Here is a 22,161-nt window from a genome sequence, read left to right as displayed (position 1 = left end):
CCAAATAAATTTTTTACAAAAATTAAACACTAAAAATTAAATAATTTTACTTCTTAAAAACCTATATTTAACAAGATGTTAACCATATTAATTTAGTCGGATATTTTTTAGTAATTAGCCTTATTTCTAATTTACATCATAATGGCTATCTATTATGCTAACTATATTCATCAGTTCTGATACTGATGAATTACAACATTAATATATCTAATCGGAGATTTAAAATGGCTGAACAAATTGTTCCTTCAAATGAAGCTATCTTAAAAGCAGTACAAGATACCTTAGTAATTTCAACCACCGATTTACAAGGTGTGATTACTTACGCTAACGACCTTTTCTGCAAATTAACTGGTTTTACCCGTGAAGAATTAATTGGACAACCACATAATATTGTACGCCACCCTGCCGTACCAAAAGAAGTTTATAAAGATATGTGGGATACTATCCAAGCCGGTAAAATCTGGACAGGTATCGTACCAAACTGCGGTAAAGGCGGTGTGGTTTATGTGGTTGATACCACCGTTCAACCAATGTTTGATGAAGCGGGCAAAATTACAGGCTACATCAGCGTTCGCCGTGTAATTAACGATTTAATGACCAACTTTGAAGCAGTAGAATCAGCAAAAGAAATCTTTGATGACTTCTACGGCGAATAATTAAAAAGCTAGGATTGCGTGTAAAGGAAGCTCTCTTTTACACGCAATTTTTTATTCCTTTTTGTTTTCGAGGAGTTTTTATGTCTCTCATTACCCATATTCACATCGCTTATGGTTCAGAGTCTGGCAACGCAGAGAAACTTGCCCAACAGTTAGCCCAACAACCGTTTTTAAATCACTACTCAACGAGCCTTTCCACCCTTAATGAAACGGATTTAACCGCTTTCAACCCAAATAGCTTATTGCTGATTTTAACCAGCTCATTTGGAGATGGTGAACCACCTGAAAATGCCGATGAATTTGCAGAGAAATTGGAAAATCTGACCGCTTGTAATGTGAAATATGCCATTTTCGGACTGGGTGATATTACTTACGATAAATTCTGCGGTTATAGCAAACAGCTAGATGGCTTATTACAGGCAAAGCAAGCCCAAGCCGTGATTGAAAGGGTAGATGCAGACCTAAATTATCAAGAAATCTTTAAACAATGGTTGCCTCTTGTGCAGCAGGTTTTAACTCAGCCTAATGAAGCTCCATTAGCCCATCAGCTTTCGGTCCAAGTGTATGGGGAAGATGCCACTTATCAAGCCGAAGTGCTAGAAATTAAGCATTTAGCCAATTCAAATCCGCCTGTTTATCATCTTCGTTTGTCGCTTAAAGAGAGTGGTATTTTCTACCAAGCGGGGGATTTAATTTATATCAAAGTAAACCAGCCTGAACAGTTGTTAAACCAATATGCTGAGTGGTTTGATGATACAAACGCCCTCGATATACTACGCAATAAAGAATTACGTTTATTAAGCAAAAATGTGCTGCGTGATATTCAAAAAATTTGCGGCAGCCAAGCGTTGAAAGACTTAACGAAAATTTCCAACAAAAAAGCACTAGAACAATATTTATACGGGCGAGATTTGTTAGACGTGCTACAAGATTTTGATCCGAAAAAAACCGTTACATTAGCGGATTTAGAGCCGATGTTATCTAGCTTATCCGCTCGTGCTTATTCAATTAGTTCTTGTGGCAAAACGCACCCCGATTATGTTGATTTATGTATTCGCCACGTCTATTACCAACTCAATGGCAGAGATTATCAAGGCACAGCAAGCGATTATTTAGCTAAGCTACAAGCGGGTGATTTTATCTCTATTTTTGCAAAAGCAAATCCAAACTTCCGCTTGCCTGAAAATTTAACTGCACCCGTTGTGATGATTGGTTCCGGTACAGGTATTGCCCCTCATATCGCATTCTTACAAGCCTTAGAGAGCCAATATCAAAATATTGAGAGCTATTTATTCTTCGGCGAGCGTTATAGAGAACAGGATTTTTTATATCAAAATGAGCTGGAAAATTACCTCGCTAACGGCACATTAACGAAGCTATTTACCGCATTCTCTCGAGACCAAGCAGAGAAATTTTATGTGCAAGATGCTTTAGCTTTACAGGCAGAATTGGTTTGGGCATTAATTCAACGAGGAGCTTATTTCTACATTTGCGGAAGCAAAGCAATGAGCAAAGCTATTGATGCAGAATTAATTAACATTGCCGAACAAATCGGCAAAGAGCCTTATGTTGATGATTTTAATAATATTATTGCAAGACTTGTGGCAGAAGGTCGCTTAATGCGAGATGTGTATTAAAGTTTAACAAAAAGGCACAAACTAAATTTGTGCCTTTGTTTTTGCAAAAAAATGCGAAAATCTTACCGCTTGCCAAACATTCCGCCTAGTCCACCTAAGCCGCCCATTCCGCCGCCCCCAAATCCGCCGAGAGCCCCTTTCATTCCACGCATCATTTTCGCCATTCCGCCTTTACGCATTTTTTTCATCATACGCTGCATATCGTCAAACTGTTTAAGCAGTTTATTCACATCTTGCACCTGTGTGCCGGAGCCAAGTGCAATGCGGCGGCGGCGTGAGCCTTTGATAATCTCAGGATTTGCACGTTCTTTTAACGTCATTGAATTGATGATAGCTTCCATTTTAATGAACATCTTATCATCAACTTGATTTTTAACGTGATCAGGCAGGTTTTTCGCACCCGGTAATTTATCAAGCATCGACATCATACCGCCCATTTTTTTCATCTCAATAAGCTGATCACGGAAATCTTCAAGGGTAAAATCATCGCCTTTTTTGAATTTAGCCGCAATTTTTTCCGCTTTTTCTTGATCGACCGAACGCTGAATATCTTCAATTAAAGACATCACATCGCCCATACCGAGAATGCGAGAAGCTACACGATCAGGGTGGAACGGCTCTAAAGCATCAGTTTTCTCGCCCACACCTAAGAATTTAATCGGTTTGCCTGTAATTTGACGAATAGAAAGTGCCGCACCACCACGAGCATCTCCATCAACTTTGGTTAAAATAACTCCCGTTAATGGTAAGGCTTCATTAAAGGCTTTTGCAGTGTTCGCAGCATCTTGACCTGTCATCGCATCAACGGTAAAGAGCGTTTCCACAGGGTTCAATGCAGCGTGGATTTGTTGGATTTCCTCCATCATTTCGCCATCAACGTGTAAGCGACCTGCGGTATCCACAATCAACACATCAAAGAAATTTAGTTTTGCGTGTTTAAGGGCTGCTTCAGCAATAGCAACAGGCTTTTGACTGGTTTCAGTTGGGAAGAAATCAACTTTCAATGCTTCTGCTAATGTTTGAAGCTGTTTGATTGCGGCAGGGCGGTAAACGTCAGCAGAAACTACTAACACTTTTTTCTTATGGCGTTCTTTTAAAAATTTTGCCAATTTACCCACAGAGGTGGTTTTACCTGCACCTTGCAAGCCTGCCATCAGAATCACAGCAGGCGGCTGGGTTGCCAGATTTAGCTCTTCGTTCGCCTCGCCCATTGCAGTTTCTAATTCGCTTTGGACGATTTTCAAGAACTCTTGCCCCGGCGTTAAACTTTTGTTTACCTCAACACCTAACGCACGCTCTTTTACTTTGTTGATAAAATCACGCACCACAGGCAATGCCACATCAGCTTCAAGCAACGCCATACGCACTTCACGTAGGGTTTCTTTAATATTATCTTCGGTTAAACGACCTTTGCCGGTAATGTTACGCAGCGTTTTGGAAAGTTTATCGGATAGGTTTTCAAACATATTGTCTTCTCAATTTGCAAATTTTTTCAAAAAAAGCACCGCTTGCAAGCGATAAATTGAGAGCATTATACAAAAAAAAGCGGGTAGATTATAGAGATAAAAAAACGGCATAGCGATTAAACTATGCCGTAAGATTTGACGATATTCGAGGAATCATTATTACTTGTTGTTATATGTGATAATAATACTCCGAATTATGTATGAAAGTGAAGTGATATTTTCAAGTTTGTATCAGAAATGAGAAGTGAATCACATAATTTTTTGTAATTTTATGCACAGCATTTAAAACAGTAAAAATACACATAAAGGAAAAAGCCCCGATAATTTCTTATCAGGGCTTCGGAATATGGCTCCTCCTGCGGGACTCGAACCTGCGACATATGGATTAACAGTCCACCGTTCTACCGACTGAACTAAGGAGGAATTGATGGTGCCTCGAGGCGGAATCGAACCACCGACACGGGGATTTTCAATCCCCTGCTCTACCGACTGAGCTATCGAGGCAACATTGTTGCGTGGTGCATTATGCTGATTTTTTCGGGCTTCGTCAAATATAATTATCAGAAATTTAACCTTTTTGATCGCATAATACTAAAAATTGAACAATCTTACCGATTGTTCAATGATAAAAAGTAAAAACCCCGATAATTTCTTATCAGGGCTTCGGAATATGGCTCCTCCTGCGGGACTCGAACCTGCGACATATGGATTAACAGTCCACCGTTCTACCGACTGAACTAAGGAGGAATTGATGGTGCCTCGAGGCGGAATCGAACCACCGACACGGGGATTTTCAATCCCCTGCTCTACCGACTGAGCTATCGAGGCAACGTTGTTGCGTGGTGCATTATGCTGATTTCAGCCCTCAACGTCAAATACTTTTTGCGGAATTTAAAAAAACTCCTGTTTAAATGTGCTTTTTTTATACTTTTCGGCTAAAAAACAGCATAATTCACACATTATCGAATATTTCGATATTTCTCTCTCGCCGTTGTTACTTTTCTTAAATAATTTCTTGCTTGAGAAGATGGGTGAGCGGTGGTTAAAATTCGATAAACCGCATCAGGCGAAAGATCGTTAATTCTATCAATCGCAGAGTAGCGGTCTGAATCAAACACACGCAATACTGCGCCGGCTCCACTGTTATAAGCAGAAATCATTGCATAGCGTTTCGATAATGGATCAGCAATACCATCTAAATATTCATCACGCAAAATAGTTAAGTAGAGCGTACCTGCATCAATATTATTCGATGGATTGTAGAGATATTCACGGCTTGGCTGTCCTCTCATTCCTTTACGTGCAAAAATATCACGCCCGGCAGTACGAGGCACAACCTGCATCAAACCAATGGCATTTGCATAACTTACCGCATAAGGGTTGAAAGAAGATTCTACCTCCATAATCCCTAAAATAAGGCTTGGTTCAATACCATATTGTCTCGCCATTTTACGCACAAGTGGTAAATATTGTCTTGCACGCACTTCAACGTGTCCTTCCACCATTTTAATTGCCACATACATCGCATTTCGACCATTTTTTAAGCGACGGGTTTGGGTTTTATTTTGAATAAGATAAGTAGCAAAATCATTGGCAAGGGCAACATTAGTAATATCCCGACCGAATCGATCTTTTACCTGTCCTCTCAAAAATGGATTAGCACTAATCGGCACATCGCCTGAAGCAAATAAGTCAATACCTCTAGGGTCTCTACCCATTAATAAAGTATGAACAATGGAATTACGAAGATGATTTTGATCGCCTAAGGTCTCAATGGTAATCACACCTTCTTCAAAGGAAATATGGCTACGAGTATAGAATTTATCCGTATATTTCACATAGTCTTTCTTACTCGCCACTAATAGCTCATTACTGCCCCAAATATCATCAATATTATTAGAGAATTGCCCCGTTAAGATATCCATTGCATTGGTATCTTTTGAATAATCTACACGGGTAGATTTTGGTTTCTTGCTGCTGGAAGATTTATTGCTTCCACAGGCAATAAGAAAGGGGATAATTGCCGCTACAGGCAAATATTTTGCATATTCTTTCATTTTGAATTTAACCTTGAATTATTCAACGGGCTTGTAGCCTTCAATGATGATTTCTTTACCCTCAAACAAGAAATTGACCATCTCTTCTTCAAGTAATTTGCGATGTTCCGAATTCATCATACTGAGTTTTTTCTCATTAACGATCATCGTCTGTTTTTTGATCCACTCAGACCACGCTTGTTTGCTGATAGAATCAAAAATACGTTTGCCGAGTTCGCCCGGATAGAGTTGAAAGTCTAAACCTTCGGCATCTTGTTTTAGGTATTCGCAAAATACGGTACGAGCCATAATCTAATCCTTAATTATCATTTGTTACGCTAAACGCCAGTTCATCTAAAATGCGTTTAACCGGTGTCGCTAAGCCTATTTCATTCTGTTGGCTGAAATCATACCAATAATCAGCCTCTGAAGATACAGTAGAGAGATAATTTCCTGCCTTTTCTTCTGCTACAAGCGGTGAGTTTTCACCAATTTTTTGCAAATTCACTTCTACTAAAATAGGGGTGATATCTAAATGAAAATGGCTAAATGTGTGTCTAAAAGTCGTTAATTTTTGCGAAATTTGTAAATTTTCTGCTAAATCTGACCGCTTAAGTGCCTCTAAACTTTCAAATTGTGGAAAGGAAAATAATCCACCCCAAATGCCTTTTGCTTCCCGTTTTTGTAACAACACTTTTGAGCCATTTTTCAGAATTAAAAAATAGGTTTGGCGTTCGGGGAGCGTTTTCTTCGGTTTCTTGGCTGGGAATTTATCCCACGCCTGCATTGCATTAGTTTGGCAATGTTCTTGTAATGGGCAGAGCAGACATTTAGGTTTGGTGTGAGTACAAATCATCGCCCCTAAATCCATCATTGCTTGGTTAAAATCTGCTACTCTCTCGGTTGGTGTAACGCTTTCGCTTAACTGCCAAAGTTGGTTTTCAACCGCTTTTTCACCAGCCCAGCCTTCCACCGCAAAATAGCGGCTTAACACACGTTTCACATTGCCATCTAAAATGGGGTGAGGAGCATCTAATACTGAAGATAAAATCGCCCCTGCCGTGCTTCTCCCCACACCGGATAATGCCAATACATCATCAAATGCAGTAGGGAATTCGCCGCCAAATTCATCTCGAATTTGCTGTGCTGCTTTATGCAAGTTTCTTGCCCGTGCGTAATAGCCCAAGCCCGTCCATAAATGCAGCACTTCATCAATAGAGCCATTAGCTAAGTCAATTACGGTGGGAAATCGTTCCATAAAACGTGCAAAATAAGGAATAACTGTTGCAACTTGAGTTTGTTGCAACATTACCTCCGACAACCAAACCTGATACAGGGTTTTATTTTGCTGCCAAGGTAAATGTTTCCGCCCATATTGCTCAAACCAAGCTAAAACATCGTTAGCAAACGGATCGGAAGCTTTTGCTTTCGCTAAAGGAAATGGGGAATTGCTGTTCATTAAAAATCTTGAAATCGGGAAAATAAATTATCATACTGCAAGCGGTCAGTTTTACCAAAAATTTTACAAAATACAGGCAAATAAAAAGCGGCTTAACTTTAAGTTAAAGCCGCTTCAATTCCAATTCTAAAGCCTATTTAAAAATACTCATTACTGAATGTACTGCACCAGCTGCTGCACCCACTGCCCCAGCTCCCATAATCACAGTACCTGCAATACCGGCAGCTTGTTCTGTTTGAGCTTGACGCTCTTCAACTTCATTCGCACGCTGTTTTCTTGCTTGAGCCAGTTCAGCATCGGTAATTAATGAGGCATTTGAGCCACGTTTTGCCAAAATGTCTTGATTATTTGCACAGCCTACCAGAAATAGAGAAAGAGCTAATGTTGCAACAAATTTTTTCATATTAAAAACCTCTAAAATTAACGGAAAATATTAATCGTTTGTCTGCTACGATTTTCGTAAGATTTATTGATTGCCTCTGCTTCATTCATCTGAATTGTTCCTAAATCCTGAATAGCATCTTGGCGACGTTGACGTTGAATTTGGTAATCTTCATTATCTAATGCACGAACTCTTGCTCGACGTTCTGCGATTTCAGCATCACTAGGCATATAGCTTGGGGCACATGCAGTTAATAGGGGGAGTGAAATAGCTAAAGAAATAAGTAGTTTTTTCATAAAAAACCTCAAGTTTTATTATAATGTTGGTTATTAAATCCACATTTAAAATTTATAGTTAAATTTTCAGTATTGTAAAAAAAAAAAATGCAATACTTTGCCAAGAAAAAAGCGATATTTGATATACATATTTTGGGAGCCCAAATAATGGCTTTTTCAATATGATGTATTAATTGACTAAATTTTTCTCAAAAAGGACTAAAAGATACCGATGAAATATTCTCTTATACCTCCCATTTTAGGTTTTCACCACGTTGCGTTAATTGTTTCCGATTACGGAAAATCCAAACATTTCTACCCCCAGATTTTAGGGGCGGAAATTATGAGGAAACTTACCGCTCAGAACGCAGCAGCTACAAGCTCGATTTACGTTTTGCAGACGGCTCGCAAATTGAATTATTTAGTTTTCCTGTTACGCCACCTCGCTTTACCTCACCTGAAACTTGCGGGCTACGCCATTTGGCATTCAAAGTGGAAAGCATTGAGCAAGCTATTGCTTTTTTAGAGCAACATAATTTACCGCACGAGGGTATTCGGGTCGATGAGGTAACAGGCAAACGCTTTACCTTTTTTCGTGATCCTGATGATTTACCATTAGAGTTTTATGAGGTGTAAATGGCGTATTTACTTATTGCTGTGTTGATTTGGGCGAGTTCCTTTATTGTTGGGAAATTTGCGGTTGCAGAGTTTGATCCTATTCAGATTATGCAAATTCGGCTTACTTTTGCTGCATTAGTGGCATTCCCGTTTGTTGTGCGTGTTTATACCAAAATCCCTAAAAAGCATAGCCTGAAAGTGTGGCTGGTCAGTTTCCTCACTTTACCACTTTGTGTGATATTACAATTTTCAGGCTTAAAATTAACCTCTGCGGCGAGTGCCGTGGCATTGCTCGGGCTAAATCCGCTTTTAACGGTATTAATGGGCTATTTCTGCTTTAAAAAACAGGCAACAAGGCTCGATTTTATCTTAAGTTTATTCGCCTGCGTAGGTATTCTCATTATGGCGGCAGGAAGCGATGACAACGGTTCAATCAATGTACTAGGGCTATTGCTCGTCACCTTAGGCAGTTTGAGTTTTATTGTCGGAATGTATCTCAGTAAAGACATTTTACAATCCGTTAAAGTCACAGATTTAACTTATGTGATGTTAGTTCAAGGTGCAATAACCGCATTACCTATTACCTTACTGTTTACAACAGATTGGCAATTACCAACAAGCCTTTCGGCTTGGGCAAGCGTGGCTTATCTTGGCATCATTTGTAGTCTGCTGGCAATGTTACTCTGGAACAAAGGCATTAGCCAATCTTCCCCTATTCTCGCTGGTATTTTGCTCGCCCTTGAGCCTGTGTTCGGGTTGTTAATGGCATTAGTCTTTTTATCGGAGCAACTAAGCCTTATCACTTGGATTGGCATTATTATCGTAATTTGCACCGCATTACTTTCGGTATTCTTGCCGATGATGAAAAAATATCAGCGATTGAGTAACACTGCTCAATAAACTATAATAACTTTGTTATTACATAAGGAGGCGATATGCAGGTAACGTTACGCAAAGTCGGTAATTCCCAAGCGGTTATTATTCCAAAAGCAGTTTTATTGCAGTTGGGCTTAGAAGATAGGCTCGATATGAAAGTAGAAGATAATAAAATTGTGCTTTCTGCTCCCAAATCTTCCCGTGCTGGGTGGGCGGTTGCTGCACAGCAAATAGCACAACATAATGACGATCAATTACTTGATTTTCCTGATGATATTGAGGACGAATGGGTATGGTAAGAGGCGATATTTATTTAATCAATCTTGACCCAACCATCGGCAGTGAAATACAAAAAACTCGTCCTTGTGTGATTGTTTCTCCGCCAGAAATTCACAACCATTTACGCACCGCCCTTATCGCACCCATGACAACAGGAAGCCGCCCAGCCCCTTTCCGTATTCCTGTTGATTTTCAAGGGAAATCGGGCTTGATTTTGCCCGAACAAATTCGTGTGGTGGATAAAGCTCGCTTAGTCAAAAAACTTGGGGAGCTTGACAGCCGAACCCTATCCAAATTGCTCTCTGTATTGCAAGAAATGTTTGCAGAGTAGCTTTCTACAAGCGGTCATATTTACAGGATTTTTTACCAATGCAGTTTCCACCTCTTTCCAGCGGCATTTTACTTCGCCGTTATAAACGTTTTCTTGCCGATATCCAACTCGCTAATGGCGAGCAAATTACTATTCACTGCCCGAATACAGGGGCGATGATAGGCTGTGCAAATGTGGGCGATAGGGTGTGGTTTTCTACCTCTGATAACCCCAAACGTAAATATACCCACACTTGGGAGCTTACCCAAACCCAAACCCAAACCCAAACCCAAACCCAAACAGGCGATTTTATTTGTGTGAATACGCTAAGGGCAAATCAACTGGTACAAGAAGCATTGGAAAATCAGTGGATTAGCGAGCTTGCCGATTATCAACACATTCTGCCCGAACAAAAATATGGTAGCGAAAACAGCCGTGTCGATTTTTTACTAAAATCTGACCGCTTGCAGGATTGCTTTGTGGAAGTGAAGTCCACCACTCTTTTAACTGAAAATGGGGTTGGAATGTTCCCTGATGCGAAAACCGAACGAGGGCAAAAGCACTTACGAGAGCTCACAAAGATTGCTGGAGAAGGGCAACAAGCGGTCATTTTTTTCGCTATTTTGCACACAGGTATTGATAAGTTTGAGGTCGCAAAACAGATCGACCCTAAATACGCAGCATTGCTTGAGAACGCTCAACATCAAAATGTGAAAGTTTTAACCTATAAAGTCGAAATACAATTAGAAAATGGTAAACCGCAAGGAATGGTGTTGAGTAAAAAATTGTAATAATCGAGAATAAAATCTGTACGAAATTATTTTTTTGATTATACTTCGCCCCAAACATTTACTAGGAAAATTTATGCGTTCAGACAATTCACAAGTTTACGGTACAATTAGCCGTACGTTACATTGGGCAATGGCAATTTGCTTTGGTTTTATGCTTTATACAGGGCTTCAGGGAGAAGCGTTTCGTGAATGGCTGCCTTATCACAAATCTGTTGGGGCGATTTTAATGTTGCTCATCATCATTCGTGTGATTTGGGCAATCATCAACCGCAATAACCGCCCAGAACCTGATAATATTTTTGTTACTTTAGGGCATTTTGCTCTTTATGTTTTAATGATTGCAGTTCCTACAATCGCTTTAATTCGCCAATACGGTGCAGCACGAGGCCCGTTAGAAGTATTTGGCGTGAATGTGATGGAAGGTTCAGCCGAAAAAATCGAATGGGCGGTAAATCTTGGCAACAATTTTCACGGAGAACTAGCGTGGGCATTGTTTGTGTTATCGGCTGGTCATATTGTGATGGCGATTTACCACCAAATCAAAGGTAAAAAGATTTTAAACCGTATGACCCACTAACATAAAATAAGATGGCTTGAAGAAATTCAAGCTATTTTTTTGTAAAAAATTCAGCAAAAACGACCGCTTGTAATTGAAATGTAGAGAATGATCCCCATATAAGCGAAAGTTTTCTAAAAAGAAGGATTTAAAATGACAACGATTGTATGCGTGCGAAAAGATGGAAAAGTGGCTATCGGCGGCGATGGTCAGGCAACACTCGGAAACTGCATTGAAAAAGGCACAGTGCGCAAAGTTCGCCGTTTATATAAAGACAAAGTGGTTACAGGCTTTGCAGGCTCAACTGCTGATGCCTTTATTTTGCGTGATTTATTTGAGAAAAAGCTAGAATTACATCAAGGTCATTTAGTGAAATCTGCGGTAGAACTGGCAAAAGAGTGGCGTACCGAGCGTGCTTTACGCCGTTTAGAAGCGATGATGATCGTGGCAAATGAAAGCGAGTTCTTACTGGTTTCAGGCTCAGGCGATGTAATTGAACCCGAACAAGATGTACTGGCTATCGGCTCCGGCGGAAACTACGCTAAGGCAGCTGCTCTTGCGTTACTTCGCACAGAAAACAATTTATCGGCAAAAGAGATTGTTGCCGAAGCCTTAAAAATTGCTGGCGATATTGATATTTACAGCAACCACAATCACGTTGTGGAAGAGATTTAAATTTTTAATCCCCTCTTTAGCAAAGAGGGGCAGGGGGAGATTTGGCAGAAGTAACTGATCCTCATACGGAATTTTAAAATTGTCATCAAATCTCCCCTAACCCCTCTTTTCTAAAGAGGGGAACTACTTAATAAGGAACAAAATATATGTCAATGACCCCTCGTGAAATCGTCTCTGAATTAGACGCTCATATTATCGGACAAAAAGATGCAAAACGTGCGGTGGCAATCGCATTGCGTAACCGCTGGAGAAGAATGCAATTACCTGAAGATCTTCGCCAAGAAGTAACCCCAAAAAATATTTTAATGATTGGTCCAACGGGTGTGGGTAAAACCGAAATTGCCCGCCGTTTGGCGAAACTTGCCAATGCCCCGTTTATCAAAGTTGAGGCAACCAAATTCACTGAAGTGGGCTATGTGGGTAAAGAAGTGGATTCGATTATCCGTGATCTAGCTGATGTGTCGATGAAATTAGTCCGCCAACAAGCGGTCGAAAAAAATAAAATGCGAGCCCAAGATGCGGCGGAAGATCGCATTTTAGATGTGTTATTACCACCTGCGAAAGATCAGTGGGGAAATGTGCAGGAATCAGATAATAATTCCACCCGCCAAACATTCCGCAAAAAATTGCGTGAAGGTCAACTAGACGATAAAGAGATCGAAATTGATGTTGCCGCTCAAGTGAGTGTAGAAATTATGACCCCACCGGGTATGGAAGAGATGACCTCACAACTTCAATCTTTATTTGAGGGAATGTCGCCAAACAAAACCAAAAAACGCAAAATGAAAATTAAAGATGCGTTAAAAATTATGCTAGACGAAGAAGCGGCAAAATTGGTTAATCCTGAAGAGCTAAAACAGCAAGCGATCGAAGCGGTAGAACAGCACGGGATCGTGTTTATTGATGAGATCGATAAGATCTGTAAAAAAGGCGAACACTCAGGCGGCGATGTTTCTCGTGAAGGGGTGCAGCGTGATTTACTGCCAATCATCGAAGGATCAACGGTAAACACCAAACACGGTATGGTGAAAACCGACCACATTCTATTTATCTGCTCGGGTGCGTTCCAAGTGGCTCGTCCATCAGATTTATTGCCAGAGTTACAAGGGCGTTTACCAATTCGTGTAGAATTAAAATCGCTAACCAAAGAAGATTTCGAGCGAATTTTAACCGAGCCGAACGCTTCATTAACGCTACAATATCGTGAGCTAATGAAAACCGAAGGCGTTGAAATTGAGTTTACCAAAGAGGGGATTAGCCGCATTGCGGAAAGTGCATTCCGTGTGAACGAGAAAACCGAAAACATCGGGGCAAGACGTTTACACACTGTGCTTGAACGCTTGATGGACGGTATCTCTTTCGATGCAAGTGAACGTCGTGGCGAGAAGATTGTAATTGATGAAAATTACGTTTCTGAAGCCTTAAATGACGTGGTGGAAAACGAAGATTTAAGTCGCTTTATTTTGTAGTTTTAAGTTATACAAGCGGTTATTTTAGCGAAAAATTTTGCGAATTAACCGCTTTTCATATTGTTAGTTATAAAAATGAAAAATCTATACAAATGGCCTGCTGCACAATCGCTTTATCCGAATCGGGGAAAGAAATCTTATGCAGGGAAACGGTTTCGTTACCACCTCCATTCTTGGTTACATCGCTCCAAAATCAATCAATTTGAACAGTTTGTTGCACAGCATCCGCAGCTAATTCCGCTCTTAAATGCCAGACCGAATTACAGTTACCCTGTGGCTCACCGCTTTTTAGATAAGCGGTTTAGTGCAAAACAACGTTTGCAAAAGATTTGTGATAATTTGCTGTTTTTACCGCAAAAATTGGCTCATCTGCCACCTTTATGGCAACAAGCGGTTAATTTCGGGGAAATTATTGCAGATTTTGAGTTATGGCTTAACATCAATGAATATCAGCCGATGGAGGGGTTTTGGGCATTAGAACTTCGCCACAAGCCGACCGATCAGTTAGTTTATTTATTAACATTTGGTAAGTTAGATGAAGCCTTGTTGATAGCCGTAATTCAAGGTCCGAATTTTGAGGGTTCAAAAGAGCTGGTGAAACAATTAACCAAAAGTTGTCACGGCTTACGCCCGGCCTATTTAATGGTTGAAGCGATGAAGGCTTTAACGGCTGTTCTTGGTTATCAGAGTTTGCTAGGCATTCCACAGAAATATCAGAACAAATCCCGCTGGGTGCAAAGTAAACGCTATGTGGTGGATTATGATGCTATTTTTGCTGAGTCGGGCGGAAAGCCGGGAAATTATTGGCAGTTGTCGCTTGAATTGGAAAGTAAAAAAATAGATGAAATTCCAAGCAAAAAACGCTCAATGTATCGCAAGCGTTATGAAATGCTGGCTCATTTAAAACAAACGATGGAACTGATGATTAGAGCCGGATGCTAACTTAAGTTTATAAACGCAACTCAATATACAAGCGGTCAAAAATTTGTAGATTTTGACCGCTTGCAATTTATATATCTCATCTCGTTATTATAGATTTTCTTATAACTTTTCCTCTGCATTATAAAATTATTCAATCATCTTAAACAAAATGAAAAGCATATGTTACATTGATTTTACAATGTAATTATTTTGTTTAATTTCCCTACATTTTGTATAACTTTAAAACATTTTATTTTCCAATCTTTGCATATGAAAGACAAAAATATAATTAAATCAATAAAAACGATAAAAAATGCTATATATAATTAGATAGTAAGGTTGATATATTATGCTATAATCCGCCCCCTAATTAAGAATAGTTATCGAGTGCAAAATATGAATCAACATTACTTTAATCTATTGGGAAACATTACTTGGTTATGGATGAGTTCACCTCTTCATAGGGAATGGAGTTGTGAGCTACTGGCACGCAATGTAATTCCGGCAATTGAAAATGAACAGTATATGCTACTTGTTGATGATGGAGTTCCGGTCGCCTACTGTAGTTGGGCGGATTTAAATCTTGATACGGAGGTTAAATATATTAAGGATATTAGTTCATTAACACCGGAGGAATGGCAGTCTGGCGATAGACGTTGGATTATTGATTGGGTCGCACCATTCGGACATTCTCAATTACTTTATAAAAAAATGTGTCAGAAATATGCTGATACACTCGTCAGATCTATACGCTTCCAACCAAATCAAAAATCAGTAGGAAAAATTGCTTATTTCAAAGGAGGTAAATTAGATAAAAAAACAGCAAAAGAACGTTTTGATAAATATCAAGAAGAGCTGGCAACAGCACTTAAAAATGAATTTAATTTTATTAAATAATAGAAGGAGATATCCCTTATGGGTAATAAATTTACTAATATTTCAACAAACCTAAGAAATTCGTGGCTTACTACCAAATCCAGTTTAAATAGAACAGGACAATCATTAGCTAAAGCAGGGCAATCTTTAAAAACCGGGGCTAAAAAAATCATCCTCTACATTCCAAAAGATTATCAATATGATACCGAGAAAGGCAATGGCTTACAGGATTTGGTTAAAGCAGCCCAAGAGTTAGGTATTGAAGTGCAAAAAGAGGAGGGAAACGACATTGCAAAAGCACAAACCAGTTTGGGCACAATTCAAAATGTACTGGGTTTAACTGAGCGTGGTATTGTGTTGTCAGCCCCTCAGCTTGACAAGTTGCTTCAGAAAACTAAAGTAGGTCAAGCGATTGGTTCTGCAGAAAATCTTACAAAAGGTTTTAGTAATGCAAAAACCGTATTATCTGGTATTCAATCTATTTTAGGCTCGGTATTGGCTGGCATGGATTTAGATGAGGCATTACAAAAAAACAGTAATGAGCTGACACTTGCTAAAGCTGGTTTAGAGTTAACCAACTCATTGATCGAAAATATTGCTAACTCGGTCAAAACGCTAGACGCCTTTGGTGATCAAATTAATCAACTTGGTTCAAAACTACAAAACGTTAAAGGGTTAAGTTCTCTTGGCGATAAACTAAAAGGTCTGAGTGGTTTTGATAAAACCAGCCTTGGTTTAGATGTCGTATCTGGCTTACTGTCGGGTGCAACAGCTGCACTTGTACTTGCAGATAAAAATGCTTCAACATCAAGAAAAGTAGGTGCGGGTTTTGAATTGGCAAACCAAGTTGTTGGTAATATTACCAAAGCCGTTTCTTCTTACATTTTAGCCCAACGTGTTGCAGCAGGTTTATCTTCAACCGGGCCTGTGGCTGCTTTAATTGCTTCTACTGTTTCTCTTGCGATTAGCCCATTAGCATTTGCCGGTATTGCCGATAAATTTAATCACGCAAAAAGTTTAGAGAGCTATGCTGAACGCTTTAAAAAATTAGGCTATGACGGTGATAATTTATTAGCGGAATATCAGCGTGGAACAGGAACTATTGATGCATCGGTGACTGCAATTAATACCGCATTGGCTGCTATTGCCGGTGGTGTGTCTGCTGCGGCAGCCGGCTCGGTTATTGCTTCACCGATTGCCTTATTAGTATCTGGGATTACCGGTGTAATTTCTACTATTCTGCAATACTCTAAACAAGCAATGTTTGAACACGTTGCGAATAAAATTCATAACAAAATTGTAGAATGGGAAAAGAATAATGGTGGTAAAAACTACTTTGAAAATGGTTACGATGCCCGTTATCTTGCGAATTTACAAGATAATATGAAATTCTTATTGAACTTAAATAAAGAATTACAAGCCGAGCGTGTAATTGCAATTACTCAGCAACAATGGGATAGTAATATAGGTGATTTAGCTGGTATCAGTCGTCTAGGTGAAAAAGTACTTAGCGGGAAAGCCTATGTTGATGCCTTTGAAGAAGGTCAACATCTTAAAGCGGATAAATTAGTGCAATTAGATTCTGCGAAAGGGATTATTGATGTTAGTAACACTGGAGAAGCGAAAACACAGCATATTTTATTCCGGACACCGTTATTAACTCCGGGAACAGAAAAACGCGAGCGAGTGCAGACGGGTAAATATGAGTATATTACTAAACTTCATATTAACCGAGTAGATAGCTGGCAAATTAAAGATGGCGCAGCGAGCTCAACATTTGATTTAACGAATGTCGTTCAGCGAATTGGTGTTGAGTTGGATCATGCTGAGAATGTTATTAAAACCAAAGAAACGAAGATTGTTGCAACATTAGGTGATGGCGATGACAATGTATTTGTTGGCTCAGGTACTACAGAAATTGATGGCGGTGAAGGTTACGACCGAGTTCACTATAGCCGCGGAAACTATGGTGCTTTAACTATTGATGCAACCAAAGAGACCGAGCAAGGTAGTTATACCGTAAATCGTTTCGTAGAAAGCGGTAAAGCATTACACGAAGTGACTTCAACTCACACCGCATTAGTGGGCAACCGTGAAGAAAAAATTGAATATCGTCATAGCAATAACCAGCACCATGCCGGTTATTACACCAAAGATACCTTGAAAGCTGTTGAAGAAATTATCGGTACATCACATAACGATATTTTTAAAGGTAGTAAGTTCAATGATGCCTTTAATGGTGGTGATGGTGTCGATACTATTGACGGTAACGACGGCAATGACCGCTTATTTGGTGGTAAAGGCGATGATATTATCGATGGTGGAAATGGTGATGACTTTATCGATGGCGGTAAAGGCAACGACCTATTACACGGTGGCAAAGGCGATGATATTTTCGTTCACCGTCAAGGCGATGGTAATGATTCAATTACTGAATCGGAAGGTAATGATAAATTATCATTCTCTGACTCAAATCTAAAAGATTTAACCTTTGAGAAAGTAAATCACCACCTTGTGATTACTAATACCAAGCAGGAAAAAGTCACCATTCAAAACTGGTTCCGTGAAGCAGAGTTTGCAAAAACAATTCAAAATTATGTTGCAACAAGAGACGATAAAATTGAAGAGATTATCGGTCAAAATGGTGAACGGATTACCTCGAAGCAAGTGGATGAACTTATCGAAAAAGGTAACGGTAAAATCGCTCAGAGTGAACTGACAAAAGTTGTGGATAACTATCAATTACTCAAATATAGCCGAGATGCATCAAACAGTTTAGATAAGTTAATCTCATCTGCAAGTGCATTTACCTCGTCTAATGATTCGAGAAATGTATTAGCGAGCCCAACTTCAATGTTGGATCCGAGTTTATCTTCTATTCAATTTGCTAGAGCAGCTTAATTTTTAATGATTGGCAACTCTATATTGTTTCGCACATTATGGAGTTGCCGTTTTATTTTATAAAAGGAGACAATATGGAAGCTAACCATCAAAGGAATGATCTTGGTTTAGTTGCCCTCACTATGTTGGCACAATACCATAATATTTCGCTTAATCCGGAAGAAATAAAACATAAATTTGATCTTGACGGAAAAGGGCTTTCTTTAACCTCTTGGCTTTTAGCCGCAAAATCGTTAGCGTTGAAAGCGAAACACATTAAAAAAGAGATTTCTCGCTTACACTTGGTGAATTTACCTGCATTAGCTTGGCAAGATAACGGTAAACATTTTTTATTGGTAAAAGTGGATACTGATAATAACCGCTATTTAACTTACAATTTGGAACAAGATGCCCCACAAATTCTGTCACAAGACGAATTTGAAGCCTGCTATCAAGGGCAATTAATTTTGGTCACATCTAGAGCTTCCGTAGTAGGTCAACTAGCAAAGTTCGATTTCACCTGGTTTATTCCGGCAGTGATCAAATACCGAAAGATCTTTCTAGAAACCTTGATTGTTTCGATCTTTTTGCAAATTTTTGCCCTAATTACACCGCTATTTTTCCAAGTTGTTATGGATAAAGTACTGGTGCATCGAGGTTTTTCAACCTTGAATATCATTACGGTTGCCTTAGCTATTGTGATCATCTTTGAAATTGTACTAAGTGGTTTGAGAACCTATGTTTTTTCTCATAGCACTAGCCGTATTGATGTTGAATTAGGCGCTAAATTATTTCGACATTTATTATCACTACCCATTTCTTATTTTGAAAACAGACGAGTTGGAGATACAGTCGCTAGGGTTAGAGAATTAGATCAAATTCGAAATTTTCTCACAGGGCAAGCATTAACTTCTTTTCTAGATTTATTATTCTCTTTTATCTTCTTTGCCGTGATGTGGTATTACAGTCCGAAGTTGACTCTTGTTATTCTTGGCTCATTACCTTTCTATATATTGTGGTCTATTTTTATCAGTCCAATTTTGCGACGACGTCTAGATGATAAATTTGCCCGAAGTGCTGATAACCAAGCATTCTTAGTTGAGTCGGTAACAGCCATCAATATGATTAAAGCGATGGCGGTTGCTCCACAAATGACTGATACATGGGATAAACAGCTGGCAAGCTATGTTTCATCAAGTTTCCGTGTCACCGTATTAGCAACCATTGGGCAACAAGGTGTACAACTTATTCAAAAAACCGTTATGGTGATTAACCTTTGGTTAGGGGCACACTTAGTTATTTCAGGCGATCTTAGTATTGGACAATTAATTGCCTTTAATATGCTGTCAGGACAAGTGATTGCACCGGTGATTCGGTTAGCTCAGCTCTGGCAAGATTTCCAACAAGTTGGGATTTCCGTCACTCGCTTAGGTGATGTTTTAAACTCTCCAACAGAGCAATATCAAGGAAAGTTATCACTACCAGAAATAAAAGGCGATATCTCATTTAAAAATATCCGCTTTAGATATAAACCAGATGCACCAACTATTTTAAATAATGTGAATTTAGAAATTAGGCAAGGAGAAGTGATTGGGATTGTTGGACGTTCCGGTTCAGGCAAAAGTACTCTGACTAAATTACTGCAACGTTTTTATATTCCTGAAAATGGGCAGGTTTTGATTGATGGACATGATCTAGCCTTAGCTGATCCAAACTGGCTACGCCGTCAAATAGGTGTAGTGCTGCAAGATAATGTGTTATTAAACCGCAGTATCCGAGAAAATATTGCGCTATCAGATCCAGGAATGCCAATGGAGCGAGTAATTTATGCAGCAAAATTAGCAGGGGCTCACGATTTTATTTCAGAATTGCGTGAAGGTTATAACACCATTGTGGGTGAACAAGGAGCGGGGCTTTCAGGCGGGCAACGCCAACGGATTGCGATTGCTCGAGCTTTGGTAAACAACCCGAAAATCCTGATTTTTGATGAGGCAACCAGTGCCCTCGATTACGAATCTGAGCATATTATTATGCAAAATATGCAAAAAATATGCCAAGGCAGAACCGTGATTTTGATTGCACATCGTTTATCGACCGTCAAAAATGCGGATCGAATTATTGTAATGGAAAAGGGGGAAATTGTTGAGCAAGGCAAGCACCACGAATTACTGCAAAACAGTAACGGACTTTATTCCTACTTACACCAATTACAACTTAATTAAGAAGGAAAACAATGAAAATATGGCTTAGTGGTATTTATGAATTTTTCCTACGCTATAAAAACATTTGGGCAGAAGTATGGAAAATTCGTAAAGAATTAGACCACCCAAACAGAAAAAAAGACGAAAGTGAATTTTTACCAGCACATTTAGAACTGATTGAAACCCCGGTTTCTAAAAAACCACGTCTAATTGCTTATTTGATTATGCTATTTTTAGTTGTGGCAATTGTGCTTGCCAGTGTAAGCAAAGTTGAAATTGTGGCGACTGCTCCTGGTAAATTAACTTTTAGTGGCAGAAGTAAAGAAATTAAACCGATTGAAAACGCCATTGTACAAGAAATTTTCGTTAAAGATGGGCAGTTTGTGGAAAAAAGGCAATTATTAGTCAGCTTAACTGCATTGGGTTCTGATGCAGATATCAAAAAGACCATTGCTTCACTTTCTTTAGCTAAACTGGAGAGCTATCGCTACCAAACTTTGCTTACTGCCATTGAAAAAGAGTCCTTGCCGGTGATTGATTTATCTAGAACCGAATTTAAAGATTCATCGGAAGAAGATCGACTACGTATTAAACACTTAATTGAGGAGCAATACACCACTTGGCAAAAACAAAAAACACAGAAAACTTTAGCGTATAAGCGTAAAGAGGCTGAAAAACAAACAATATTTGCCTATGTCCGTAAATATGAAGGTGCAACACGTATTGAACAAGAAAAATTAAAAGACTTTAAGACACTTTATAAACAGAAGTCTTTATCTAAGCACGAACTTCTTGCGCAAGAAAATAAATTAATTGAGGCTCAGAATGAGCTAGCTGTTTATCGCTCAAAATTAAATGAATTAGAAAATGATCTACTCAATGTAAAAGAAGAACTTGAATTGATCACGCAATTCTTTAAAAGCGATGTATTAGAAAAATTAAAACAGCATATTGAAAATGAGCGTCAACTTCGGCTTGAATTAGAAAAAAATAATCAGCGTAAGCAAGCCTCTATGATTAGAGCGCCGATTTCTGGTACGGTTCAGCAACTGAAAATTCATACCGTAGGAGGTGTTGTTACGACTGCTGAAACCTTGATGATCATTGTGCCGGAAGATGATGTGTTGGAAGCAACCGCTCTTGTCCAAAACAAAGATATTGGCTTTGTAACGGCAGGGCAAGAAGTGATTATTAAAGTGGAAACTTTCCCTTATACACGCTATGGTTATCTAACCGGTCGAATTAAACATATTAGTCCGGATGCAATCGAGCAACCTAATGTAGGCTTAGTTTTTAATGCAACAATGACTATAGATAAGAAGAATCTAACATCGCCTGATGGGCGAAAAATTGATTTGAGTTCAGGTATGACAATAATTGCTGAAATCAAAACCGGTGAACGGAGTGTAATGAGTTATTTACTCAGCCCACTAGAAGAATCTGTCACGGAAAGTTTAAGGGAACGCTAATCGCACCTAAACAAAGCCATAAAAGCCATTTTGAGTTTTTATGGCTTTATTTTTAGTCCACAAGTGGTCAAAAAAGCTAAACTTTTTACACTTTTATAACAAATAGTTCTAACTAAAAATTACTAAGGGGCTGTAGTAGATTAGCATCACTGCTATACTACAAAAATGAAGATAACCCATTGTAAATTAAAGAAATCTTTGCAGAAAAGCTTCTTGAATTTTTTGTTGCTGAAGTGACCGCTAGAACCGCTGCTGATTTATTAGGTATTCAACCCAATACGGCAGCCCTGTTTTACCACAAAATTAGGCTGGTCATTGAACACCATTTA

The 22,161-nt window shown here is 39.1% G+C and carries 20 protein-coding genes, 4 tRNA genes and 2 pseudogenes; 16 read left to right on the top strand and 10 right to left on the bottom strand.

Annotation, left to right across the window (positions count from 1 at the left end):
• The first annotated feature begins 224 nt into the window (after nucleotides 1–224).
• Both ACERCF_RS05640 and ACERCF_RS05635 read left to right on the top strand, forming a co-directional pair.
• Nucleotides 225–656: a PAS domain-containing protein gene (locus ACERCF_RS05640; RefSeq protein WP_373610196.1), complete on the top strand. Its 432-nt coding sequence runs from the start codon at nucleotides 225–227 to the stop codon at nucleotides 654–656.
• Nucleotides 657–736: 80 nt separating this feature from the next.
• Nucleotides 737–2,293, top strand: coding sequence for a diflavin oxidoreductase (locus tag ACERCF_RS05635; RefSeq protein WP_373610197.1), 1,557 nt, complete (start codon nucleotides 737–739; stop codon nucleotides 2,291–2,293).
• Nucleotides 2,294–2,355: 62 nt separating this feature from the next.
• Here the strand turns inward: ACERCF_RS05635 and ffh are convergent, their stop codons facing one another.
• From ffh to ACERCF_RS05585, 10 genes are all read right to left on the bottom strand, one after another.
• Complete coding sequence (gene ffh, locus ACERCF_RS05630; RefSeq protein WP_373610198.1) at nucleotides 2,356–3,759, bottom strand: signal recognition particle protein; 1,404 nt, start codon at nucleotides 3,757–3,759, stop codon at nucleotides 2,356–2,358.
• A gap of 347 nt (nucleotides 3,760–4,106) precedes the next feature.
• Nucleotides 4,107–4,182, bottom strand: a tRNA-Asn gene (locus tag ACERCF_RS05625).
• A 5-nt stretch (nucleotides 4,183–4,187) separates the two neighbouring features.
• A tRNA-Phe gene (locus ACERCF_RS05620) sits at nucleotides 4,188–4,263 on the bottom strand.
• Between the two features lie 167 nt (nucleotides 4,264–4,430).
• A tRNA-Asn gene (locus tag ACERCF_RS05615) sits at nucleotides 4,431–4,506 on the bottom strand.
• Nucleotides 4,507–4,511: 5 nt separating this feature from the next.
• Nucleotides 4,512–4,587, bottom strand: a tRNA-Phe gene (locus ACERCF_RS05610).
• Nucleotides 4,588–4,718: 131 nt separating this feature from the next.
• A complete protein-coding gene (mltC, locus tag ACERCF_RS05605) occupies nucleotides 4,719–5,816 on the bottom strand; it encodes a membrane-bound lytic murein transglycosylase MltC (protein ID WP_373610199.1) in 1,098 nt (365 codons plus the stop codon).
• 18 nt (nucleotides 5,817–5,834) lie between these two features.
• Nucleotides 5,835–6,104 carry an oxidative damage protection protein gene (locus ACERCF_RS05600; protein ID WP_373610200.1) on the bottom strand — a complete coding sequence of 90 codons (270 nt, stop codon included), beginning with the start codon at nucleotides 6,102–6,104 and terminating at the stop codon, nucleotides 5,835–5,837.
• A 10-nt stretch (nucleotides 6,105–6,114) separates the two neighbouring features.
• Nucleotides 6,115–7,254, bottom strand: coding sequence for an A/G-specific adenine glycosylase (gene mutY, locus ACERCF_RS05595; RefSeq protein WP_373610201.1), 1,140 nt, complete (start codon nucleotides 7,252–7,254; stop codon nucleotides 6,115–6,117).
• A 133-nt stretch (nucleotides 7,255–7,387) separates the two neighbouring features.
• Entirely contained in the window at nucleotides 7,388–7,657 is a 270-nt protein-coding gene (locus tag ACERCF_RS05590) for an NGK_0946 family protein (protein ID WP_373624931.1), read from the bottom strand.
• A 17-nt stretch (nucleotides 7,658–7,674) separates the two neighbouring features.
• Complete coding sequence (locus tag ACERCF_RS05585; protein WP_373624930.1) at nucleotides 7,675–7,932, bottom strand: hypothetical protein; 258 nt, start codon at nucleotides 7,930–7,932, stop codon at nucleotides 7,675–7,677.
• Between the two features lie 211 nt (nucleotides 7,933–8,143).
• On the opposite strand from ACERCF_RS05585, the pseudogene gloA2 reads away from it, so the two are divergent.
• From gloA2 to ACERCF_RS05515, 14 genes and pseudogenes are all read left to right on the top strand, one after another.
• Nucleotides 8,144–8,547: pseudogene (gloA2, locus tag ACERCF_RS05580) on the top strand (SMU1112c/YaeR family gloxylase I-like metalloprotein).
• A complete protein-coding gene (locus tag ACERCF_RS05575; RefSeq protein ID WP_373624929.1) occupies nucleotides 8,548–9,429 on the top strand; it encodes a DMT family transporter in 882 nt (293 codons plus the stop codon). It begins immediately after the preceding pseudogene.
• Nucleotides 9,430–9,464: 35 nt separating this feature from the next.
• Nucleotides 9,465–9,704 carry an AbrB/MazE/SpoVT family DNA-binding domain-containing protein gene (locus ACERCF_RS05570; RefSeq protein WP_373610207.1) on the top strand — a complete coding sequence of 80 codons (240 nt, stop codon included), beginning with the start codon at nucleotides 9,465–9,467 and terminating at the stop codon, nucleotides 9,702–9,704.
• Nucleotides 9,692–10,015, top strand: a complete 324-nt coding sequence (locus ACERCF_RS05565; RefSeq protein WP_373610208.1) for a type II toxin-antitoxin system PemK/MazF family toxin — start codon at nucleotides 9,692–9,694, stop codon at nucleotides 10,013–10,015. The genes ACERCF_RS05570 and ACERCF_RS05565 overlap by 13 nt, the downstream gene beginning before the upstream one ends.
• Nucleotides 10,016–10,053: 38 nt before the next feature.
• Nucleotides 10,054–10,785: a DNA/RNA nuclease SfsA gene (gene sfsA, locus ACERCF_RS05560; RefSeq protein ID WP_373624928.1), complete on the top strand. Its 732-nt coding sequence runs from the start codon at nucleotides 10,054–10,056 to the stop codon at nucleotides 10,783–10,785.
• 73 nt (nucleotides 10,786–10,858) lie between these two features.
• On the top strand, nucleotides 10,859–11,362 hold the full coding sequence (locus ACERCF_RS05555) for a cytochrome b (RefSeq protein WP_373624927.1): 504 nt from the start codon (nucleotides 10,859–10,861) through the stop codon (nucleotides 11,360–11,362).
• 132 nt (nucleotides 11,363–11,494) lie between these two features.
• Nucleotides 11,495–12,016 (top strand): ATP-dependent protease subunit HslV, encoded by a 522-nt coding sequence (gene hslV / locus ACERCF_RS05550; RefSeq protein WP_373624926.1) that lies wholly within the window; start codon nucleotides 11,495–11,497, stop codon nucleotides 12,014–12,016.
• 146 nt (nucleotides 12,017–12,162) lie between these two features.
• Nucleotides 12,163–13,485, top strand: a complete 1,323-nt coding sequence (gene hslU / locus ACERCF_RS05545) for an HslU--HslV peptidase ATPase subunit (protein WP_373610212.1) — start codon at nucleotides 12,163–12,165, stop codon at nucleotides 13,483–13,485.
• Between the two features lie 75 nt (nucleotides 13,486–13,560).
• Nucleotides 13,561–14,427, top strand: a complete 867-nt coding sequence (locus tag ACERCF_RS05540; protein ID WP_373624925.1) for a VirK/YbjX family protein — start codon at nucleotides 13,561–13,563, stop codon at nucleotides 14,425–14,427.
• Nucleotides 14,428–14,802: 375 nt separating this feature from the next.
• Nucleotides 14,803–15,303: a toxin-activating lysine-acyltransferase gene (locus ACERCF_RS05535; protein ID WP_373624924.1), complete on the top strand. Its 501-nt coding sequence runs from the start codon at nucleotides 14,803–14,805 to the stop codon at nucleotides 15,301–15,303.
• Between the two features lie 18 nt (nucleotides 15,304–15,321).
• Nucleotides 15,322–18,183: an RTX family hemolysin gene (locus ACERCF_RS05530; protein ID WP_373624923.1), complete on the top strand. Its 2,862-nt coding sequence runs from the start codon at nucleotides 15,322–15,324 to the stop codon at nucleotides 18,181–18,183.
• Between the two features lie 74 nt (nucleotides 18,184–18,257).
• Nucleotides 18,258–20,384, top strand: a complete 2,127-nt coding sequence (locus ACERCF_RS05525; RefSeq protein ID WP_373624922.1) for a type I secretion system permease/ATPase — start codon at nucleotides 18,258–18,260, stop codon at nucleotides 20,382–20,384.
• A gap of 11 nt (nucleotides 20,385–20,395) precedes the next feature.
• Nucleotides 20,396–21,832 carry an HlyD family type I secretion periplasmic adaptor subunit gene (locus ACERCF_RS05520; protein WP_373624921.1) on the top strand — a complete coding sequence of 479 codons (1,437 nt, stop codon included), beginning with the start codon at nucleotides 20,396–20,398 and terminating at the stop codon, nucleotides 21,830–21,832.
• A gap of 165 nt (nucleotides 21,833–21,997) precedes the next feature.
• Nucleotides 21,998–22,161 (top strand): annotated as a pseudogene (locus ACERCF_RS05515) (IS1595 family transposase); the annotation flags it as partial.

This window comes from Mannheimia kashgarensis, assembly GCF_041807705.1.
GTDB lineage: Bacteria > Pseudomonadota > Gammaproteobacteria > Enterobacterales > Pasteurellaceae > Mannheimia.
This window is presented reverse-complemented; position numbering and strand designations above follow the sequence as displayed.

Coding starts and splice junctions, on each gene's coding strand:
- ACERCF_RS05640 (WP_373610196.1), top strand. CDS start 225: ATGGCTGAACAAATTGTTCCTTCAAATGAAGCTATCTTAAAAGCAGTA.
- ACERCF_RS05635 (WP_373610197.1), top strand. CDS start 737: ATGTCTCTCATTACCCATATTCACATCGCTTATGGTTCAGAGTCTGGC.
- ffh (WP_373610198.1), bottom strand. CDS start 3,759: ATGTTTGAAAACCTATCCGATAAACTTTCCAAAACGCTGCGTAACATT.
- mltC (WP_373610199.1), bottom strand. CDS start 5,816: ATGAAAGAATATGCAAAATATTTGCCTGTAGCGGCAATTATCCCCTTT.
- ACERCF_RS05600 (WP_373610200.1), bottom strand. CDS start 6,104: ATGGCTCGTACCGTATTTTGCGAATACCTAAAACAAGATGCCGAAGGT.
- mutY (WP_373610201.1), bottom strand. CDS start 7,254: ATGAACAGCAATTCCCCATTTCCTTTAGCGAAAGCAAAAGCTTCCGAT.
- ACERCF_RS05590 (WP_373624931.1), bottom strand. CDS start 7,657: ATGAAAAAATTTGTTGCAACATTAGCTCTTTCTCTATTTCTGGTAGGC.
- ACERCF_RS05585 (WP_373624930.1), bottom strand. CDS start 7,932: ATGAAAAAACTACTTATTTCTTTAGCTATTTCACTCCCCCTATTAACT.
- ACERCF_RS05575 (WP_373624929.1), top strand. CDS start 8,548: ATGGCGTATTTACTTATTGCTGTGTTGATTTGGGCGAGTTCCTTTATT.
- ACERCF_RS05570 (WP_373610207.1), top strand. CDS start 9,465: ATGCAGGTAACGTTACGCAAAGTCGGTAATTCCCAAGCGGTTATTATT.
- ACERCF_RS05565 (WP_373610208.1), top strand. CDS start 9,692: ATGGGTATGGTAAGAGGCGATATTTATTTAATCAATCTTGACCCAACC.
- sfsA (WP_373624928.1), top strand. CDS start 10,054: ATGCAGTTTCCACCTCTTTCCAGCGGCATTTTACTTCGCCGTTATAAA.
- ACERCF_RS05555 (WP_373624927.1), top strand. CDS start 10,859: ATGCGTTCAGACAATTCACAAGTTTACGGTACAATTAGCCGTACGTTA.
- hslV (WP_373624926.1), top strand. CDS start 11,495: ATGACAACGATTGTATGCGTGCGAAAAGATGGAAAAGTGGCTATCGGC.
- hslU (WP_373610212.1), top strand. CDS start 12,163: ATGTCAATGACCCCTCGTGAAATCGTCTCTGAATTAGACGCTCATATT.
- ACERCF_RS05540 (WP_373624925.1), top strand. CDS start 13,561: ATGAAAAATCTATACAAATGGCCTGCTGCACAATCGCTTTATCCGAAT.
- ACERCF_RS05535 (WP_373624924.1), top strand. CDS start 14,803: ATGAATCAACATTACTTTAATCTATTGGGAAACATTACTTGGTTATGG.
- ACERCF_RS05530 (WP_373624923.1), top strand. CDS start 15,322: ATGGGTAATAAATTTACTAATATTTCAACAAACCTAAGAAATTCGTGG.
- ACERCF_RS05525 (WP_373624922.1), top strand. CDS start 18,258: ATGGAAGCTAACCATCAAAGGAATGATCTTGGTTTAGTTGCCCTCACT.
- ACERCF_RS05520 (WP_373624921.1), top strand. CDS start 20,396: ATGAAAATATGGCTTAGTGGTATTTATGAATTTTTCCTACGCTATAAA.